Source organism: Amycolatopsis sp. NPDC114484, from assembly GCF_055633755.1.
Genome location: NZ_JBVKDQ010000022.1, coordinates 53093 through 73188, shown reverse-complemented (window position 1 = coordinate 73188; position 20096 = coordinate 53093). Strand labels below are relative to the sequence as shown.

Here is a 20096-nt window from a genome sequence, read left to right as displayed (position 1 = left end):
CAGCAGTCCGAGTTAGCTTCAGCCGTTGCTCGCCCCTACCAATCGGGACAGTTGTGGTGCCGGCAGCGGGCGCATCGTGACGGTGCCGTAGAGGGTGCTGCTGGCTCAGCGCTGGCGTGGCCCGTCGGCGATGGTGTGGGAGTCGATGCTGCTCGCCGTGCAATTGTTGATCATCCGGGACCCGGCTGCGGAGGTGGAACCGCCAGCTTGTAGTGGCTTTTAACACGTTGTAAGTGGCATGTGAACAGGACTCTTCCCGCTGATCGCGGTGATCGTCCGGCCGACTTGCAGTCCGCAACTCGGCGTCTGCTGCCCGCTGGAGCGCACCCATCGGCGGGGATCTTGTCGATGCCGATGGTGCGCATTCACGGCTTCCCTCGGACTCGGCACGACGTGGCCGCCGACGTGCAGCGTCGAATGGCATTTTATCCGTGGCGACCAGTCCTGGCGCAGGTTCGCTCGACCGGTTTGCCTGCGAAATGCGGTCGGTATGGTTCGCGCCGACGAGCGGATGGCGCAGGAGCTGCGACGGCTGGGCCCGCGGATGCGCGGCTCTGCATGCGATGAATAAGAAAGTCTTGCCAAGCTCTGGCGCGGGCAGCGCGACTCGCGCCGCCGAGGCAGCCGGCTGGCAGCAGGCGCGGCCAATGACAGCGCCACTGGCTCTCTGCGGTAGTCAGTGGCTTGCCTAGCATCGTGGACGGCATGATTGAGGCAGCTCAACGCCCTGTGCGGCTACGGCCTGGCCAGCACAATGACCTTCTTCTCGCCGCACGAAGCGGTCCTGGACTACTTGTTTGAGTGGCCGAGTCATGCTTCTCTTCGGGTCAACAAAGAAGCTGGAACAGTTGACAAGATTGCAGGTTCCCGCGGAGCGCGATGGGCCAAGTAAAGATCCTCGCGGGCGCGAGTGCAGATCGTTAAGAATCGCAGGCGGGCATCGATGCTGGTGGGGTCTTCGTCGTATGAATCCAAGTCCGGCACGAAGACGCTATCGAATTCTAAGCCCTTGATGCTGGCTGCGCTGACGATCTTGATGCGACCCTTCGAGAAATCGACGGCGTGCCGCAAATGATCATCGTGAACGTAGGCCTGGGTCTGAGCCGCTAGACCCACTTTGGTCAGCTTGCTCTGGATGCTCCGCACCAGAAATGTCGTTCTGCAAATGATCCCGATGGTCCGACACTGATAGGCATTGAAGTATTGGAAAACGCCGGTGGCGAGAGCGTCGAGAGAGGGAACTTTGATGACGACCGGGGTCGGCCCGCCCCGCGCTGGCAATGCGGTCTCGGTGTGAGGCTCTGCGCGGAACTCGCTCGCCAGCAGTGCGATCTCTCGGCTATTCCGGTGGTTGTTCGGCAGCACAAGGGGTTCGATCTCTGCGGCGAGCGCTCGTCGAATCTCAGATAACGTGCTGTGCTCAGCGCTGATGCACTGGTTCTCGTCTGCGAATGCCGTGACGTCGACGCCGAGGACTTGGCACAATTGGTAGAATCCGAGTGGAAGGTTCTGCCCTTCGTCAATCACCAGGTGTGTGGTTGTCGCCACGTTCCGGAGGATGCAACTGCGCTGCATCTCGATCCAGTCGTAGCCCAGCTCGTCCTGGTCGTCTCGTGGCGGATCTGTCTCGAAGCGTTCCCGCCAAAAGTCCCTGACCCACCATTCGTAGGTGGTGATGTCGACTGCCTCGGTGAGATCGGGAGCCAGCTGGGCAAGATACTGACGGAGCAGATCGAACCGAGTGATGAGGACGACGTCGCGGCCGGTGACTGCCAGGGTCCAGGCGCGGTATACGGCTGTAACGGTCTTTCCGCCGCCGGGCGAACCCGTGATGACGTGACAACCTTGGAACGGAAGGTCAATGACTTTCTGCTGCTCGATCCCGAGTTCCAAGAGAGAGGGGATTCTCATGACCGATTCACGGTCTCCGCCGACTCTTCCAGTGCAGCGCGGAGAGTTTCCTGGAAAAATCCTGGAACGTCGTTGCCACCGACTAACAGCGTCCTGTCCAGGATGGAATTGTCGATCTCGCAACAGGTCTCCGGAAGGAGCGTACAGGCATGGCACGCGGCTCGGTTGAGGTTGGCAAGCGAGCGACCGGTCGAATCGGCGCATAGCGGGTCCTGTGAACACCACTGCGCTGATTCGAGCAGGCGGATCAAGGTCTCGGCAAGATAGGGGGGTTGGCCCTGTCGGACGAGGCCGCCGAGCGTTCCTTCCGCGTCGCCTGCAGCGGTGTAGACGAACACGCCTGCTTGCGGTGGATGCCCGCTGCCCGGCGAATGGCTCCTGGCGTAGACGCGCTCCCGTAGCGAAGCCGCGTTGTATCCGCTGTCGTAGGAGAGCTGGCGGATAAAATGGTGGGCCAGGGTGTGCAGCATTGCAAACCTCGGGAGCAACACTGGTCCTGACTTTGCCCGCAACCGGTCGACCTTAAAAGAGGCGTCCAGGTCGCGCTCGATCCTTCGCGTCCAATTTCGGACCGACGGGATTTTCTCCCAGAAGGCGAGGCGATCTTCGTCTACTGAGATAAAAATCCCCTCGCCGTAAGTTTCCACGGCAGGCAGCCACCTGGTTCGACGCGCGGTGTTGACCGAAACGAGACGGCCGCCCTCTTCATCCTCGCCCGGGGTTGGTTCGTACCGCGAGAAACCCTCCAGAGCGCGGACTTCGCGTACTCGATCCGCTACCACCACGGTGGAGATTGCCGCGTCGAGCTCATGCATTGAGCGGGGGTCGGCGTGGTTGACACCGAGAAGAGTTCGGCGCACAGAGAAAGTTTTTGAATTGGTGACCGATTCCGGAGTGGAGAAAGCTTCCCATTCGGCAATGCTGAGGTCGTCATCCGAATTTGTCGAAGGCTTCAGTGATGAATTGTTAGCCGTGTGTCGTCGCACTGATTCGACAAATTCTTCTGAAACGCTGCACTGGATGGCTATAATGCTTTTAAAATTGTCGGCGAGGGGGCCGTCGAGCGTGCTGGTAAAATCTGGCCAGAATTTGTGGTCAACGACCTTTTGAGTGAGCTCTTCGCCGTCCGGAAGCCTTGATGTTTCGGGAATGTCAATGGCTGAGTGAGTGACTGGGAAGTACGCATTTGAGGCACCGCGCTGTACTGCTTGAGGTGTTTCCTCGCAGTTGTCTTCTTCGTCGTCTTCGTTATTCCATGGATGAGTTCCGCGGCATCTGCTTTGCAATTGTTTGAGGACGTTTTTCTGGCTGATTCCGGCCAGACTGCGGCTGGCCCTGCAGGAGCTGCATTCGACTAGTAGGGCGTCGAGGCCGGATGATTCGGAGGTGGCGATAAATCGAAGCTGGTAGACTTGGCATTGGCGTTGATCGGGGGTCTCGCTTTGTGAATGCGCCCACCGTCGCCAGTCGATGTCCGCTAGGTGGCCGGCGCGGCATACCTGGATAAAACGCATGGGTGCCAACTGTGGCTTCCCTGGGCAGCGGTCGCATGCGGGATGTTTGTCTTTGATTTCGAGCCCGGCGTGCCATTTTTTCATGACCCTGCACCGAGGACAGAACAACCAGGTGGGGAATCGGATGTACGAAGGTCCATTTCGAGATACGTAGGCAGCTTTTCCGGACGGGATGACGGGGGCGGAGCGAAATCTTTCCACCTGGAGTTTTTTCGCGAGTCGAGGTGAATCCACTGGGTCTCCGCTACTGGCCCAGCTGCGGATGTCGGCAGCCACGAACGACTCGCCGCGCAGATCAATGATCCCGCCGACTCCGAAGGGGGCAATGGTCTGCGTCCTGCGAACCTTTCGGCGAATATCTTTCATTAGTTTCACGCTCCCCTGACGGCGATGAGGCATTCACGGTCGACGTTTCGCATGGACTGCGGCGTCTCCCACATTCCTTCCTGCTTGCCAAAGTCGGTGAGCAGCGCGGTCTGTGTTCTTCCCTGCGGCTTGTAGTAGAGGCGCCTGCCTTCGCCCCGGGCATTTTCCGCCTCTTGCTTCCATTCCTCGATCAGGGAATCCAGCTGCGCGGCCGCGGCGTCGGCTTCGTTCGGATCGGCGCGCTGCACATGGGAAACTACGAGCTCGCGCACACGCGCGAGGTCGTCCGCGTGCTGCAAGATGTCTCCTGCCTTGTTCTCCGCGTTGAGGCCCGCGCCGTGCCGCATGAGGATAGTGAGTACTGCGTGGAGCGCCCGGTCTCGAGACGGCAGGGACCATGGCGTGACGCTGGTGGGCTCAACATGCCGGTAGAGCGAACGGTGATAGACGCCGAACGACTCGTAATGGGAGCGGTCACGCGGTTTGGACGAGCGGAACAACGTGATGATCAACCCAGGGACTTTGCGTCGGCCGACGCGACTGGTGGCCTGGATGTACTCAGACGTCGTCTTGGGCTGTCCGTTCATGATCATGAGGCCGAGCCGCGGGACGTCGACGCCCACCGAGAGCATGTTGGTCGTGGCGAGGAAAGAGACACTGTCTCGTTCCTTGAAGGGCTTCCCCAAGCGTTCGAGAAGCCGTGGTTGTTCGGCTCGTGGAACGTTGCTGGTCAGTTCGACGACGTCGCTGTCCTCCAGCTTGCGTTGCTCGGAACTGTCCTTCGTCAAGTGTTCTAGCCGCGCCGGAATATCGTCCCGCGCGATGGTGACGGTTCGACCGAGCTCCCGCAGACTGTTGTGATAGGCAACTATGGTCCAGTAAGCATCGCGCAGAGCTTCGTCGTCGCTGAGCGCCACAGGTGCCTGCAGTCCGGCTGCTCCCACGTGGACAGTTGCTGTCGAAGCGGTGTGTCCCTGTGCCATGACACCGACGTAGAGTCGTCCGGGCTTGTCCTCGTCAGGCGAAGCAAAGTACGAGCGCCCAGCTGTCAGCCCTGCCGGAGGAAAGAGCTGTGCGGGACGGCCGTAAAGACCTCGGATCTGCTCCTGTGAGCGTCGGATCGTCGCTGTCGAAGCGATTACCTTCGGAGGTGTGCCTCCCCAGGCGCACAGTTCGAGGACGGCCGATTCGTAGAGGCCGACTGTAGTCCCCAGCGGCCCTGCCAACAGGTGCAGCTCATCCTGGATGACTAGCGAGGGTGCGTGTCTGCCGTCAGCGCCGAAGAGGCGACCCGCCTCCGGCTCCCACGCCAATCTCGCGAATTTGTCGACGGTGCCGAGCACGAAGGTCGGCGGGTCACGGTAAATCTGCTGGTCCACAACCGCCACCGGGAGCTGCTCGTGGAAATCGCAGGTGTTGCGCGGGCAGAAGAACGAGGTGTTGATCCCATCGGCCCGGATGCCGAAGTCCTTCGCCCGGCCGCCTCGCGCTGGAACGATCTCAGTGCCGCACCACGGGCATCGTTCCAGCAGGAACCGATCATCCGGGGTGCTCATCTGCTTCAATTCGTCAAGTTCCACCTCCGCGGCGGAGATCTTGTTCGGCGTCGTCTCTTGACCGACCCAGAGCCCGATGGAAATGGGCTCCTCTCCTAGATCGTCCGGCAGCGGACCGTCCTTTCCTGCCCTGATGTACTCGAGGGCGCAGATTGCGGTCGCGGTACGTTGGAACTGCTGAGTAGTCAGCAGGCTGAGGGTGTATCGGCTCAGCACCGCGGTGCCGCCCCCCTTCGCGCCGAATCGGAGCCGGCGCAAGAGGATCTCGAAACAGGCGGTGAGCAGGTAAGCCTCGGTCTTTCCACCGCCTGTCGGGAACCAGATGAGGTCGACCGTGCGTCGGTCCTCGTGTCCAGGGTTCATCAGGCTCTCGACGACGAGCAAGAAATAAGCGAGCTGGAACGGATGCCATGCGTAGTCGGTGGGAGGCTCGTTAAGCTCGAGCACCTCGCTATCCCTGCGACGACGGCTTCCCGCCAGTTCCGGGCGGCTGTGCAGCATTTGAAGTGCCATCGCTCGGTTTGCCAAGCGGAACGCCTCGCGCGCTTTGCCCGCCGCGGGTGTCGATGCGGTAAGTGCTTCCACACCGGAGGTCATGCGGTCGAGCGCAGTGCCGATTCGATCGAGGAGTCGCCTGGCTGGCTCGGCGGCCCACGGTCGCAGAGTCTTCGCCTTTGATTGCTGGCCCTCGAACCAGGTGCGGTATCCGAGGACGAAGGATTTCAGCTCGGCGCGCAGGTCATCCGGCGTCAGCTCGGCCTGTGAGAGGTGGGCCAGGTTGAGTACGGGCAGATCGCGAGGTCCGTCGGGCTTGATGTGCTCGACCACCTGCTGAGGCATGACCTGCGCCTGTACGGTGGTCACCTGGTCGGAACGGTCGTTCCACTCGACAGCGCAACCGTGCCCCACAGCCCTGGTGACGATGTGCCGATACTGGACGCGAAGTTCCTGCTCTTCCTCGTCGCGACTGTTCAGACGCGTGCTCGGGTACTCCAGGACGGTGCCGTCTTCCGTCGTCGCCTGAAGCTCGACCTGAAAGAGCATCAGATCCCGGTCTTTGTGGCGGCTCTCGTCCTCCTGATGTTCGTTGGCCAGCACGCAGGTAACCAGATGGCCATTGCCGAAGGGCCGCCACCGCACATGGAGACGACCATGCCCGTCCAGACAAGGAACCGGGCTCAACGTGTCGAGGTCGATGGACTTCGTCGTCGACAGGCGCGGTTGCCGCTGCCAACTGCGGCGTCCGCCATCGCGGAGCGTCAGATAGCGGGAGGCCGCGCAAGACACCTCGATCCGACGGGCGTCGGTGAAGAAGGAGAAGCCGAGCGAAGACGGAAGCCAAGCGTTCGCTTCAGCCACCGGATCTTCAGCGAAGCTGTCCTCCTCACTGCTGCCCGCCGCGGCCTCGTGGAACCCCTCTTCCCCTTCTTCCTGGGTGTGTTCCAGCATGGAAGCTCCGCGCGGGTACAACGTGCCCATCAGGTAACGCCGGTCGGGCGGGTCGACGAGCGTCTCCGTCTCGTTCGGTTGGGGGCCGACCAGCTGCCGGTGCAGATAGGCCACGTACTCGTCGCGATGGCTGGTGATGCGCGCGGCAAATTCGTTCATTTCAGTCCGCCGTTTCGCTCCAGTACGGTCGCGCCCAGAGTCGCCAGCTTCTTCCGGACGTTCGGGCGGCAAGAGATCCAGAGCTGTGCGCGTGCCCTGGTCCAGGCGACGTAAATGGCATCGAGCCTGCCGTCCAAGTGCTCGGGCTCGAGGTCGATCAGGCAGATGATATGACTCTCGTGGCCTTTGAAGTCGGCGATTGACGACCAGGTGAGCCGATGCTTGGCGGTTTCGGAGCCGACGATGTCGATGAAGCGCTGGATCTTGGACGCGCGTCGAGAAAGCCGGGCTGAGCTCGTCTCCCAGTTGCCCGACGCGGACAGCAGGGTGACGTCCTGTAACGAGACATCCTGCTGGACGAGTTCGTTCACATAGTTGTCCAAAAGCTCGGCTTCGTGTTGAGGGTCTCTTGAGTCGACGAACTGGGCTGGGCTTCCCTCACCGGCAGAGGCGATGCCCAAGTCGGCTCCGGTGAATTGCTGTACCTGCTTGACAATCTGCACGGTGTTGCGACAGTTGCGCTTCATCGGCCCGTATACAGAGCCCAACGTACGCAAGTAGGCCCAGGCATCGGGGTCGTAGGAGTCCGGAGCCAACACTTGGTTGTTCTGATCCAGCATGAAGATCCAGTGGCCTTTTTCGAGGCCATCCGCAACGAGCTCTTCTAGAACTTCGAGGCTGTCAAAAGTCATCAGATCCTGTGCCTCGTCCAGGATCAGGTGGTCGAAGGTGCGGTGCTTGACCTCGTCCAGCCGGTCGAAAGGCAGTACGGTGATCGCGTCGTCGGCGAGGATTCGAGTCAGGTATGCAGCCAGTGTGCTGCTCGCACAGGTGAACAGGACACTGCCGACGGCGGACTTCCGACGAGCCGCTTCTGCGGCGAGGAACGTTTTGCCGGTGCCCGCACCTCCTGTCCAGATCAGGCGTGGATTGGACTCCAGCTCGTCGAGCCGGTCCATCTGTTCGTTCGTCAGCCGTTCGAACACGACGTCGAGATCCGCCAGCCGGGACTGCAGATTGGGTACAAGATCGAATTCCGGGCGGATCGCGTCCAGTATCTTTCGACGAACGCCGCCCGGGACCGGGGTTCGCGCCCAGCTGTTGCGGCCCTGCCAGAAGCGGGCGGCTCGTTTGATGGCCTGTTCAAGACCACGGCCGCCGGCGTAGGCGGTGCTGCCCAGATACTGTTCCGGCTCGAATTCGGTTGTGCGGTCCAGATCGATGTCGGTGGTGATCACGAGATACCCGCTGGGGACCCCCAGGTCCCTGAGGTCGCCGACCATGGTGCCGAGTTTCCGTTCGAGCTCGTGCATTCCGCCGCTGGCCTGGGAGAACGGGCTTTCTTTTGGTCCCGCCTCCCGGCCGACTGGTCCGTAGTACCACTGCCCGTTCTTCTGTACGATACGGCCGCCCTTGACTTCGATGAAGAGAAGGATGTCGGGAGTGATGACGACGAAGTCGATCTCGCCGACGCGCTTCCAACGATGCCGGCCGAGATGGACAGAGTGCAACGCGACGCTTTCCTGGTTGGGGATTTCCTTGAGCGCGGCGAACACGCTGCGCTCGCCCTGGCTCTTGGTAATGCTCGAGACCTCGCTCGGGATGATCCGCATCAACTCTCCCCGTCGTCGCGTCGAAACGCCTTCAACATACCGAGTCCTCGGGCTTGTCCTCACGCGGCTGGATAAAAGTGCCGCTGGTCTGGTCGGGATGATGGATGATGAACTATGAGCGGGCGCAGTCGGGATGGGACTGTGCGGGGGAGGGACTATGGGGCGGGCCAGTGGATCCGGTGAACGGATCGACGACGCCGGCTGGGGCTTGCTCGTTCGTTTGGTCAGCCGATTCGCGGCCGAAGGAGTCGACCGCGGGTTGGCGCATGCGCAGGTGGTGCAGGCCGCGCGACTTGACGACGGCAGGGCTCAGACCCTGTGGGAGGAGGTAGCCGCTAGGCAGGTTTACGTTGCTGCGGAACCGCTCTCCGGTCCGGAGGCGACAGTCGACCGCGAGGCTCCCTCCGGCGAAGACTTCGACGCTCTGGACTTCTCTGAGGGCGAAGACAACTCGGCCGGTCCAGTCCTGGCCGAGGTCCGCGGCCCGGTGCGGATCGGTGATCTGGAGGTCGCACGCGTCGCGGCGCGCCGGGTGCTCAGAGTCGATCGACGGCTACGAAATCCGGGCAAGAAGGTGCTAAGCGCAGAGGAAGAAGTGGGACTAGTCCTGTTGTTCCGTGGAAAACATACTTCGACGGAGGATTTGCCCGACAGGTACGTGGCAGATCTGGCGCGAGAAGGCGAGGCGTATCAGGCATTTTCGGCAATGATCGCCCACAACCAGGGGCTGGTCTACAAGACAGTGAAGGCATGGGGGCATCGAGACTATCCCGGTCAGGACGACCTCGTGCAGCACGGCGTGCTCGGCCTGATCCGCGCGGTCGAGAAGTTCGACACCTCCCGGGGGTACAAGTTTTCAACCTACGCCACCTGGTGGGTTCGCCAGAGCGTGTCTCGCGCGATCGCCGACGAGGGGCTGATTATTCGTCTTCCAGTGCACGTCTGGGAGGATGTCGAGAAAATTCGGAAGCGGGAGCGAGAGTACTTTCTCAAATTCGGCAAGAAGCCCAATGTGGAAGATCTTGCTCTGGCGTGTTGCTTGCGTCCGGAGAAGGTGGTCGATTATCTCCGTCTGGCCCGCCGAGTTGTGTCGCTCGATCAGCCTGCGGGCGGGAACGTGACGCTTGGCGAGCTGTGCGTCGACAACCTGGCGCTAATTCCGGGCCCGGAGGAGGTATTGCGGTCGACATTCGAGCGTCAGGAGATCTTCCAGTGGTTCGACGCATGCGGCCTCTCCTCGAGGGAGCGTGAGATTCTGTTACTGCGAAACGGATTAGTTGACGGGCAGACCTGGAATCTGGAGGAAATCGGTAAAAAGTTCGGCGTCACGCGCGAGCGCATTCGGCAAATCGAAGGTCAGGCGCTGGTGAGCATCAGGATAGGCCTGGGCCTTGAGCCGGATAATGCCGCTGCCGAACGCCGGCGTGCGAGGGCGGCCCGAAGCGTTGAGCGGGATACGGTTGAGAGAACGACGCGCCGCGGAACTCCTGCGAAACGAGTGGAATCAGGTTCCGCTGCTGTCGCGCCCACGTCCGGGGCAGACATGCAGGAGGCGGAGAGCAGTTTCGATAGAGGGGAGGAATCGGTGACCTCGACGGAGCCCGAATTCGGCCGAGGAACGACTGAGCTGGAGGCATCGGTCAGGTGGTACCACCGTCCCGGGCACGATGACGGCGGGCGAGAGTTCGGGAACGCGGCGGCCTTCGCGTTCGAAGCCGACTTGGAAGTACTGGCGCGCGAGGCGACCCAGAACAGCCTGGACGAGCGCGACCGGCGGAACGGCCGTCCGGTCCGGGTTCGTTACACCCTGCATGAACTGACTGGCGAGACCGTTGCCCGGTTCTGCGACGCGATCCGCTGGAACGACCTCCGGCCGCACTATACGGCCGCCGCGGCGCAGGACCAGAAAGTCGGACGCGTCATCAGCTCCGGACTGCGCGAGATGATCGAGCGGGACCGGCTGGTCCTTCTCCGGATCGATGATTACAACGCCAACGGCCTCACTGGCGACGACTACGAGGACGGTCGGTTCGCGGCGGTGGTCCGACGCCAACTGGACAGCCATAAGTCCGATGTGTCGGCCGGCGGGTCGTACGGACTGGGCAAGGCCACGTTGTGGGCTACCAGCAGGCTGGGTCTCGTTCTCATGAATTCGACGCTTTCCGAACCGCACGAGGGGCGCACCCGGCGTCGGGTGATCGGTCGGCTCGACTTGCCGTGGCGGGAAGTGGACGGCAGGAGATTCGCCGGTCCTGCTTGGCTAGGGCAACCTGATCCCAGAGCAGAGAACACCGAAGTCGTCCGCTCCTGGTGGGCGGACGAAGGCGTGGTCGAGCGCTTGCATCTAGCCAGAGAGGACGATGAGCCAGGCACCTCCTTCCTGATCGTGGGAGCCCATGATGTGGCCAGCCTCGCTGAAACTGGGCAGGACTACGACGGCAGCGCGAGCGAGGACGAGGACACTCTCGAGCGGATGCACCAGCGACTGGTCCGCGCACTGGGACGCAACTTTTGGGCAGCGATGACATCTGGGGGTGAGCATCGGCCATTGCTGGAGGCGTCCGTGCGAACGCTTCGCAACGGTGTGGAACACATCGAGGAGGAACGGGTCGACCCGCAGGTGCATCAGCCTGCTCGTTCGCGGGCTCTTCAAGCCTTCCTGGCAGGGACCACGGTGGATCGTCTCACCGAGGCCGGCCAAGTAGCTCTTGCCACCGTGCGCCTGAAACTCCCCGCGCGGGGGGCCGCCGGTACGGCAGGCGACCATAAGGCCATCCTCCTCGTCACCGAAGCCACCGACGCCGACGGCCGGATCAATCACGTGACGGCGATGCGTGGCAATCGCATGACTGTCAAGACCAGCCGGGTACCGGGTCTACCCGTGGGTACCAACCCTTTCCAAGCCGTCCTGCTGGCTGGTCTGGCAGCAGGCGCGGACGCGCCCTTTTCAGCTGAAGCCGAGGAGTTCCTTCGTGCTTCCGAGCCGCCAGAGCACAACAAGTGGGCCCAGACCGAAGAGCTGAGAATGCGCTACTCGCCGTCGGCCCATCGTCGGATCGCGGAGATGACCTGGGAGACAAATCAGGCGGTGCACCGATTGGTGGCGATTTCCAAGAAAGAGAAGACCAGCGGTACGAGCAAGGTAAGCAAACGACTCAAGATCTCGGGCAAACCAGCCGCCAAGACAAGGGGAACTGCTACGCCTCCGAAACTGGATGAGCTGGACGCCGAGGTCGACGCTTCCGGTGCGTGGCAGATCACCGCAGTCGTAAAGATGGTGCCTGGGAGCGAGGCCTGGGCAATGAACCCTGTTGCCAAGCTGGAAGTGCGCTCGGGCCCGCGCCCGCTAGTCAAATGGGCAGAGCTGATCGCCGTCAGCGGCTGCGAAGCAGTCGACGGTGTGTTGCATTTTGCTTCTGGAACGCGTCGTGCTGTCTTCCGAGGCGTCACCGATGTGTCGACCCACCCGGTACGGGCAACGCTGACCGGCCTCATCGTCGAGCTTCAGGAGAACAAGGGGGCCGTCGCGTGAAGGTCTACTCGTATCCTCGGCTGACCGGTGCGGTGACGGCCCGGATCACGGCCGTCCGGCTGCGCGGCCCGGGGGAAAGCCGCGAGCAGCTGGACTCGCGAAGCTGCTCGGTAGTCGAGCAGGTGGCAGCACTCGGAATGGCGGAACGCGACGACTGGCAGACGGCCAAGCTTGCGGTGACCGCGACCGTGCCGGCTCGAGAGATCGAGGCGAAGGGCAGCTGGTCAGATGTCGCGGTCGTCGCTGTCCTGACCGAAGGGGCGACCAACACCCGCACGGTGTCTCGGCTGGAGCCCTGCTCGGATGGCGATCGGGAATGGACCGGGGAGATCGAGATAGACCGGGACAACCATGTGGATCGAGCGTCCCTCGTCGTGCACGTGGTGGCAACAGTGGGGGGCGTGGCGGGGCGGGTCATCGGTTCCACCGACCAGGAGTGGTTGATCGATGTGACGTCCGACGTCCCGCTGAGGGATCGCCAGCTGGACGTGACCACAGTGAGCTTCGCCCGCGGAGCGGAGTGGCTGCGGAGCTTCCGGGACGCGCCTTGGGCAGTGGATACCTCGGGACGAATGCCCGCTGTGCGCCTGAACTCGGACTTCGAGGGCTTCGCAGCGTTGGTGCAGGACCCTGGATCGAAAATGGAGAACATGGTGGGCGAGATGCTGCTGGTCCAGATGTGTGCCGATGTCTGGACAGCGGTGTTTCACACGGCGATCGGCAGCCTGGAGATCGAGGAGGACGGAGTGCCGCTCTTCCCACCGGATTGGCGGGGTGCGGTCCTTCGGGAAATGCTCCCGGACGTCATCCCCGGACGATCAGAGGAAGAAGCTCTCCTCGAAGTGCACACGCGACGCACCGGCGAGGGGAGCTGGATGGATCTGCAACCGCGCATCCAGTACGCTGCCGCGCGACGTGCCGGGATTCCCAAAACATTGGCCTCCACCGTCCGCGAGATCGAACGATTCGAGCAGGAGGCTCACGCGTGACTTCCCGACCCGAGCATCTGCCGGAGCGGCTGGTGCTGCTCTCCGATGTGCAAGCCGCCGACTTCCTCTCGGCGGGAGTGCTCGAAGGGCGCGAGGACGTTCCGTCCATCGCGCTGAACAAGGTGGCCGAGCCGCTGACGGGTGACGACGCGCGACTGGATCTGGTTCGAGTACGGGATCTGATCGACGACGCGCTGAGCAAGTTCCGAGCGGACCGCCCTACCGCCGCGGACGCCTGGTTGGCGCCGCGACTGCACGAAACCCTCCGGTTGACGCGCCGGGAAGCCGCTGAAAAGGGGTTGTGGACGTACTTGGCTCTCGGAGTTGCGCCGGACTATGTCGTTTGGCGGCATCTACCTGAGCCGAAAGAGGATGGTTCGCGCGTGCGCGTGGCTCGTGACAGGTTCGTCGGTCCGCATTACAAGCAGTCGTTCGCCCGGCTCTGGTGGGCGGCGGAACTCTTTCGGGACGGTTCCGACTACGGCCCCGTCGTCGTGGCCTGTGGCAATCAGGACATGCTCAACTCCGCGCTTCGACTGGACGTCATCGATCATCGGCCGACTGCTCAGGCACTCGTTCGATTGCTAGAGCGAGGGACCGTGCGCACCGGCAGGGAGATCAATGCCTTGACGCCCGCAGTCAACGCGGCCGCAGCGACTCTGATGTACGACCTCGTCGCCCCGGATGTGGAGCGTGACGGCGATGCCTTGCGCGACTGGATCGCAGGTGCCGCATCGGCGCTTCCCTCGTCGCGGAACGAGCTTCCGGAAGGGCCGGAGGAAGAACGGGTTCCGGAGGACGCAGTGCGGGTTTTGGCAGCACACTTCGAGGAGTTGTTCGCCGACGCGCCGGTCAGGGGGAGGGCTTCCGAGTAGAGTGAGCAGTCTTGGACTCGGCCGGAGGGCACTGGCTCTGATCACCGCATCCGATCTTTCGCAGCTCCTCGACTGTCGTTGCGGGGACCGCGGGCCAGGTCGCTGAGCGGGCCAGTTCTTTTTTCGTGGGGGCCTTGTCGCGTAGCGCCCTGCTGAGCACGTGCATTCCGAGGCGGGGCGGCACTGCATTGCCCACTTGCTGAGCCTGGTCCTTGCCGGACCAGGGGAAGTTGTGGGGGAATGTTTGGAGCACTCCGGATTCGGCGATGGTGAAGCGATCTGACTTCCCCGCCTCGTAGTCTGCTTTGGTCTTGTACACCTTGTTCCTGGAGACTTTGCCGGTGACCGTAAAAGCAGGCTCGTCGGACTGACGTTCGCCTCGCCGCTTAGGGTCGCCGTTCGATCCGTAGTTCGAGATGACGAAGAACTTCGTTTTGCCCCTGCTGCGAAGCCGAGAGATGTCGATCGACGACCCCTTCAGTGTGCTTGCCGCGTCGAGTGCTTCCGCCATCGACTGCCAACGGATCTCATGCTCGACGCCGGTCGGGAGCAATTGAGCCTGTCCAGGGCTGTTTGCTTGGCGATGCACCCTGAAGGGCAGGTGAGTCGCAGCGGGTCGCTCGACGGCTCCGGAGCCTACGAGCCTCGCGACGAGTACGGCGCGGGTGCGCGTCTGGGGAACCCCGAACTGCTCAGTCTTCAGTGCCCAGCAATCCGCCTCGTACTTGATGCCCTTGAGACGTCCCTCACCGCCGCGCAGAAGGTGTGCGTAAACGTCCCACAGAGGCAGGACAGTAGGAACCTGCTCCAGAATGATGGCTTTGTACGGTTCGCGACCTTCCGTCTCGATCGCCTTGAGAAGCCAGCGGAGAGGTTCGAGCACCAAGGCTGTTCGCGGGTCCACTCCACGTGCATGCAGGTCTTTGTCGACCTCGGTTTCGTCCTCCTCATGCACCAGGCGGTGCATGAACTCTTTCACGGTGTCGAGCGCTGCTCGGCCCGCGCCGCGCCCCGCGACGGAAAAGGATTGGCAAGGAGGCCCGCCTGCCAGCACGTCGACCGAGGTGGGGATCTCGTCGAAACGAGTCTCGCGCATGACACTGACATCGGCATGGAAGGTCGGCAGGCCAGCCGAGTAGCGCGTTTCGCACGCGCTCTGGTCCCACTCGATGCCGATGCTCTTGAAACCTAGGAAGTGCGCGGCGACATCAAGCCCGCCAGGGCCTGCGAAGAGGTCCAGGATGCGAACCCCGTCGAAGGGGTGTCTCGGTGCTCCCAGGCTGCTCATGGAGCGGAAGTCTAGCCGGCCATCTAAGGGCGTTGTCAGTACGGACCGAATCGTAGTGTCCGAGTCTGCCGCAGCATGGCATAGGACTGTGCGATAGGCACCCTGGTTGAGTGTCAGCCGGCTTATTTGGTGCCGGTGCACCGGCGCAGGATGTGAGACGCTGACGGAGTGAACCGCCTCGCCGACGCGACGTCCCCCTACCTCCTGCAACACGCCGGTAACCCGGTCGATTGGTGGGAATGGGGTCCGGAAGCGCTGGCCGAGGCGCGCCGTCGCGGAGTGCCGATTCTGTTGTCCGTCGGGTACGCCGCCTGCCACTGGTGTCACGTCATGGCGCACGAATCCTTCGAACACGAAGGCACCGCGACGCTGATGAACGCGCATTTCGTCAACATCAAGGTCGACCGCGAGGAGCGGCCGGACATCGACGCCGTCTACATGGCCGCCACGCAGGCCATGACTGGGCAGGGCGGCTGGCCGATGACCTGCTTCCTCACGCCCGAGGGCGAGCCATTCCATTGCGGCACTTACTATCCGCCTGCACCGCGGCCCGGGATTCCGTCGTTCACGCAGCTGCTGGTCGCGGTCGCGGAGGCGTGGGAGGAACGGCCGGACGACCTGCGCGAGGGCGCGAAACAGATCGTCGGGCATCTCGCCGAGCAGAGCGGTCCGTTGAAGGAATCGGCTGTCGACGCCGACGCGTTGGCTCAGGCGGTGGCGAAACTTGCGCAGGAGGCAGACTCCGTGCACGGCGGTTTCGGTGGCGCGCCGAAGTTTCCGCCGTCGATGGTGCTGGAGTTCCTAGTGCGCCACCACGAGCGCACGGGTTCGGAGCAGGCTCGCGAACTCGCCGAGTCCGCGGCGGACGCGATGGCTCGCGGCGGCATCCACGATCAGCTGGGCGGCGGGTTCGCGCGCTACTCCGTGGACGCGGAGTGGATCGTTCCCCACTTCGAGAAAATGTTGTATGACAATGCTTTGCTACTGCGAGTGTACGCGCATCTCGCGCGCCGTGGTTCTGAGTCGGCGCGACGGGTAACAGAGGGGATCGTCCGGTTCCTCGAGCACGATCTTCTTACGCCGCAAGGAGGTTTCGCGGCTTCGCTCGATGCGGACACCGAAGGCGTCGAGGGGCTCACGTATGTGTGGACTCCCGCGCAGCTCAACGAGGTGCTCGGCGAGGACGGCCCGTGGGCGGCTGAACTTTTCAGCGTCACCGAAGAGGGCACGTTTGAAGAAGGCGCGTCGACCCTTCAATTGCGGACCGATCCGGATGATTTCGACCGATTCGAGCGCGTCCGGCAAGCGTTGCTCGAAGCGCGGGCGGAGCGTCCGCAACCGGGACGGGACGACAAGGTTGTCGCCGCGTGGAACGGCCTCGCGATTTCCGCGCTGGCCGAAGCGGGTGTCGCGCTGGAACGTCCACAGTGGATTGAGCTGGCCCGCAACGCGGCGTCGCTGCTGCTGGACCTGCACCTCGTAGACGGACGCCTCCGCCGCAGTTCGCGGGACGGCGCGGTCGGGACCCCGGTCGGCGTGCTGGAGGATTACGCCTGCCTCGCCGACGGCCTTCTCGCCCTCCATCAGGCCACCGGCGAACCTCGCTGGCTCACCGAAGCGAGCCGGCTGCTCGACGTCGCCCTGGCGCATTTCGCGTCGGACTCCGCGCCGGGTGCGTATCACGACACTGCCGACGACGCGGAAGTCCTCGTGCAGCGCCCGTCCGATCCGACGGACAACGCGAGCCCGTCCGGTGCCTCAGCGCTGGCCGGTGCGCTGCTCACGGCGTCCGCGCTGGCCGGACCGGATCAAGCGGCGCGTTACCGCGACGCTGCTGAACTCGCGTTGCGTCGCGTCGGCCTGCTCGCCGCGCGGGTTCCGCGCTTCGCCGGGCACTGGTTGTCCGTGGCGGAGGCAGCGCAGTCCGGACCGGTGCAGGTCGCGGTCGTCGGCGCGGACCGTGCGGAGCTGGTCACCGCCGCTGCGCAGCACATCCATGGCGGCGGCATCGTGCTCGGCGGCGAGCCGGACGCGGTCGGCGTCCCACTGCTGGCCGACCGTCCGCTGGTCGACGGCGAGGCAGCGGCGTACGTCTGCCGTGGCTACGTCTGCGAGCGTCCGGTGACCGCGGCGGAGCACCTCATCGCCCAGCTCTGACGAATTCCGCCCCTGGTGAACGCGGTACCCGGCCGCGTGGAATCGGCGTAGCTTCAGTAGTGACGTAATCATGTAATCAAGGATGGTGGACGTCATGGGGCGAGGTTGGAAAGGCCGGGGCTGGCAGCAGGCCGAGGCACCGTCGGCGGAGGACGCGGCGGCGTGGTTCGGCGGACGGCTCCCGGACGGCTGGTTCACCGGCGACCCGGCAATCACCGTGGACCGCGAAGAGATCCTGATCGTGGGCGAACTGCCCGCGCTGACCGGCGATTACGCCGACGACGCGGCCCGCGCGGCCGCCGAGGACGGGCGGATCAGCCGGTTCCGCGAGGAAACCCGCGACGAGCGCATCGAAATCGCCCGGCAGGCCGAGCATCGCTACCAGCGCAAGGTGGCGTGGGGCGCGAAGCTGGGCGGCACGACGGCGCACTTCACGACGCTGTCGGTGCCGGTGATGACCCGGCTGCGGCAACCCGAACGGCTGGTCCTCGACACACTCGTGGACGCCGGCGTCGCGCGGTCGCGGTCCGAGGCGCTGGCCTGGGCGGTGCGGCTGGTCGGTGAGCACGCGGACACATGGCTGACCGAGTTGCGCGAGGCGCTGACCAAGGTCGACGACCTGCGGTCGAAGGGGCCCGACTTGGGCTGAGCTGCGGAAGATCCTCCGCTGCGGCAGGCTGGTGGCAGCCTGCTGTATCGGAGGAACCGTGGACGTCCCTGCTGTGCCCGCGAAAGTGGATCCGGACGCGTTGACCGCCGTCCTCGATGGACGCTGGGCCGGGTTGAAGCGCGACGTGCGCGCGCAGATGAGCACGGAGAAGTTCCGTGACACGATCGGTCTCGACGTCGAGGCACATCGCGTCCAGGTGCTGGACCAGCTGCGGAAACTCGCGGAAACGGACCGTCCCGCGCTGGGCTTCGACGCCGCGTACGGCGGGCTGAGCGACGTCGGCGGGTCGGTGATGTCGTTCGAGATGCTCGGCTACGGCGACCTGTCGCTGATGGTCAAGGCCGGGGTGCAGTGGGGCCTGTTCGGCGGCGCGGTGCAGCTGCTCGGCACCGCGTCGCACCACGAGAAATACTTGCGCCGCATCATGAATCTGGACCTGCTCGGCTGCTTCGCGATGACCGAGCACGGCCACGGTTCGGATGTCCAGCACCTGCACACCACCGCGACGTACGACCCTTTGGCGCAGGAATTCGTCGTGCACAGCCCAGATCCCGGTGCCACCAAGGAATACATCGGCAACGCGGCCCGCGACGGACAGCTCGCGGCGGTCTTCGCGCAACTGATCACCGGCGGCGAATCCCGTGGCGTACATGCGTTCCTGGTCCCGATCCGCGACGATTCCGGTGCTCCGGCCCCGGGCGTCACGATCGCCGACTGCGGCGTAAAGGCGGGCCTGAACGGCGTCGACAATGGACGGTTGACCTTCGACCAGGTCCGGGTGCCAAGGGAAGCGCTGCTGAACCGCTTCGGCGACGTAGCCGAGGACGGCACCTACACGAGCCCGATCGAAAGCGACGGCCGCCGGTTCTTCACGATGCTGGGCACGCTCATCCGCGGCCGCGTGAGCGTCGGCGGCAGCGCCGGATGCGCCACCCAACGCGCCCTGACGCTGGCAATCCGCTACGGCGACCAGCGTCGGCAGTTCCAGCGCCCAGACGGCGACGAGGTCGTCATCCTCGATTACCTGGGACACCAACGGAAACTGCTGCCTGCTCTGGCGAAGACCTACGCCTTGCACTTCGCGCAGGAGGAACTGGTCGCCGCCCTGCACGACATCGCGTCCGATGCGCCGGAGGAAGAGCAGCGCGAACTGGAGTCCCGAGCCGCCGGTCTTAAAGCCGCGAACACCTGGCACGCGACCGCGACCATCCAAACGGCCCGCGAAGCCTGCGGCGGCAGTGGATACCTCGCGGAGAACTTGCTGGCCGGTTTGAAGGCCGACACCGACGTCTTCACCACCTTCGAAGGCGACAACACTGTGTTGTCGCAGCTGGTGGCGAAGGGTTTGCTGACGCAGTACAAGGAACACTTCGAGGACCTCAGCCCCCTGGCGACGGCCCGGTTCGTCGCTGAGCAACTGGTGGACACAGTCAAGGAACGCTCAGCCGCTTGGCGATTCCTGGACCGTCTCACCGAGTCCGACGACGCTACGGTGCTCTTCGACCGTGAGTGGCAACAGCGTCTCTTCGAGGACCGTGAAGAGCATGTGCTGAGCGGCGTGGCTAACCGTCTTCGCGGGGCTGCTTCGGATCCCTTCGGTGTCTTCAACTCCGTACAGGACCATGTGCTGCTCGCCGGCCGCGTACACGTGGACCGGTTGATTCTCGACGCCTTCGCCCGCGCTGTCGCCGCCTGTCCCGGCGAGGATGCGGCTGCGCTTCTCTCGCGGGTGTGCGACCTGTACGCGCTGTCAACGATCGAAGCCGACCGCGGCTGGTTCTTGGAGCACGGCCGAATCTCCGCGAGTCGCTCCAAGGCGGTGACTGCGGCGGTTAACGCACTGTGCGTGGCTTTGCGGCCGCATGCGCGGACGTTGGTGGATGGGTTCGCGGTTCCGGAGCAGTTCTTGGCAGCGCCGATGCTGAACGGCTGAACTGGTGCTTGGAACCAGTCGGCGCAGTCAGGCCAGGCTCGCCGTCGCGCGAACGGCGCTGGCAGGTCGTGTGCGCGGAGTGCG

11 protein-coding genes are annotated in these 20096 nt (G+C 63.8%); 6 read left to right on the top strand and 5 right to left on the bottom strand.

The annotated features are described in order from the left end of the window. Positions 1–810 precede the first annotated feature (810 nt). From ACZ7SW_RS37055 to ACZ7SW_RS37040, 4 genes are read right to left on the bottom strand one after another with little or no spacing between them, the layout of a single operon-like run. Entirely contained in the window at positions 811–1911 is a 1101-nt protein-coding gene (locus ACZ7SW_RS37055; RefSeq protein WP_470235024.1) for a DEAD/DEAH box helicase, read from the bottom strand. Next, positions 1908–3791 carry a DrmB family protein gene (gene drmB, locus ACZ7SW_RS37050; RefSeq protein ID WP_470235023.1) on the bottom strand — a complete coding sequence of 628 codons (1884 nt, stop codon included), beginning with the start codon at positions 3789–3791 and terminating at the stop codon, positions 1908–1910. The genes ACZ7SW_RS37055 and drmB overlap by 4 nt, the downstream gene beginning before the upstream one ends. Before the next feature lie 5 nt (positions 3792–3796). Beyond that, entirely contained in the window at positions 3797–6955 is a 3159-nt protein-coding gene (locus tag ACZ7SW_RS37045) for a helicase-related protein (RefSeq protein ID WP_470235022.1), read from the bottom strand. After that, positions 6952–8568, bottom strand: a complete 1617-nt coding sequence (locus ACZ7SW_RS37040; protein WP_470235021.1) for an NERD domain-containing protein — start codon at positions 8566–8568, stop codon at positions 6952–6954. The genes ACZ7SW_RS37045 and ACZ7SW_RS37040 overlap by 4 nt, the downstream gene beginning before the upstream one ends. A 259-nt stretch (positions 8569–8827) precedes the next feature. Between ACZ7SW_RS37040 and ACZ7SW_RS37035 the strand changes: the two genes are divergently transcribed. The 3 genes from ACZ7SW_RS37035 (at position 8828) to ACZ7SW_RS37025 (ending at position 13964) form a co-directional block, all read left to right on the top strand. Continuing rightward, on the top strand, positions 8828–12100 hold the full coding sequence (locus tag ACZ7SW_RS37035) for a sigma-70 family RNA polymerase sigma factor (RefSeq protein ID WP_470235020.1): 3273 nt from the start codon (positions 8828–8830) through the stop codon (positions 12098–12100). A gap of 137 nt (positions 12101–12237) precedes the next feature. Next, positions 12238–13089, top strand: coding sequence for a hypothetical protein (locus tag ACZ7SW_RS37030; protein ID WP_470235019.1), 852 nt, complete (start codon positions 12238–12240; stop codon positions 13087–13089). Then, the gene (locus ACZ7SW_RS37025) at positions 13086–13964 is read left to right on the top strand and encodes a DUF6339 family protein (protein WP_470235018.1); all 879 of its coding nucleotides are present in this window, start codon (positions 13086–13088) and stop codon (positions 13962–13964) included. Before ACZ7SW_RS37030 ends, ACZ7SW_RS37025 begins: the two co-directional genes overlap by 4 nt. On the opposite strand, the gene ACZ7SW_RS37020 is transcribed toward ACZ7SW_RS37025, so the two are convergent. Continuing rightward, positions 13942–15252, bottom strand: coding sequence for a DNA cytosine methyltransferase (locus ACZ7SW_RS37020; protein ID WP_470235017.1), 1311 nt, complete (start codon positions 15250–15252; stop codon positions 13942–13944). The genes ACZ7SW_RS37025 and ACZ7SW_RS37020 overlap by 23 nt on opposite strands. 168 nt (positions 15253–15420) lie before the next feature. Here ACZ7SW_RS37020 and ACZ7SW_RS37015 point away from each other — a divergent pair, with 168 nt between their 5' ends. The 3 genes from ACZ7SW_RS37015 to ACZ7SW_RS37005 all read left to right on the top strand — a co-directional run bounded on the left by ACZ7SW_RS37015 (position 15421) and on the right by ACZ7SW_RS37005 (position 20012). Beyond that, a complete protein-coding gene (locus tag ACZ7SW_RS37015; RefSeq protein ID WP_470235016.1) occupies positions 15421–17409 on the top strand; it encodes a thioredoxin domain-containing protein in 1989 nt (662 codons plus the stop codon). A 94-nt stretch (positions 17410–17503) separates the two neighbouring features. After that, positions 17504–18058: a hypothetical protein gene (locus ACZ7SW_RS37010; RefSeq protein ID WP_470235015.1), complete on the top strand. Its 555-nt coding sequence runs from the start codon at positions 17504–17506 to the stop codon at positions 18056–18058. 58 nt (positions 18059–18116) lie between these two features. Further along, positions 18117–20012, top strand: coding sequence for an acyl-CoA dehydrogenase family protein (locus ACZ7SW_RS37005; RefSeq protein WP_470235014.1), 1896 nt, complete (start codon positions 18117–18119; stop codon positions 20010–20012). Positions 20013–20096 lie beyond the last annotated feature (84 nt).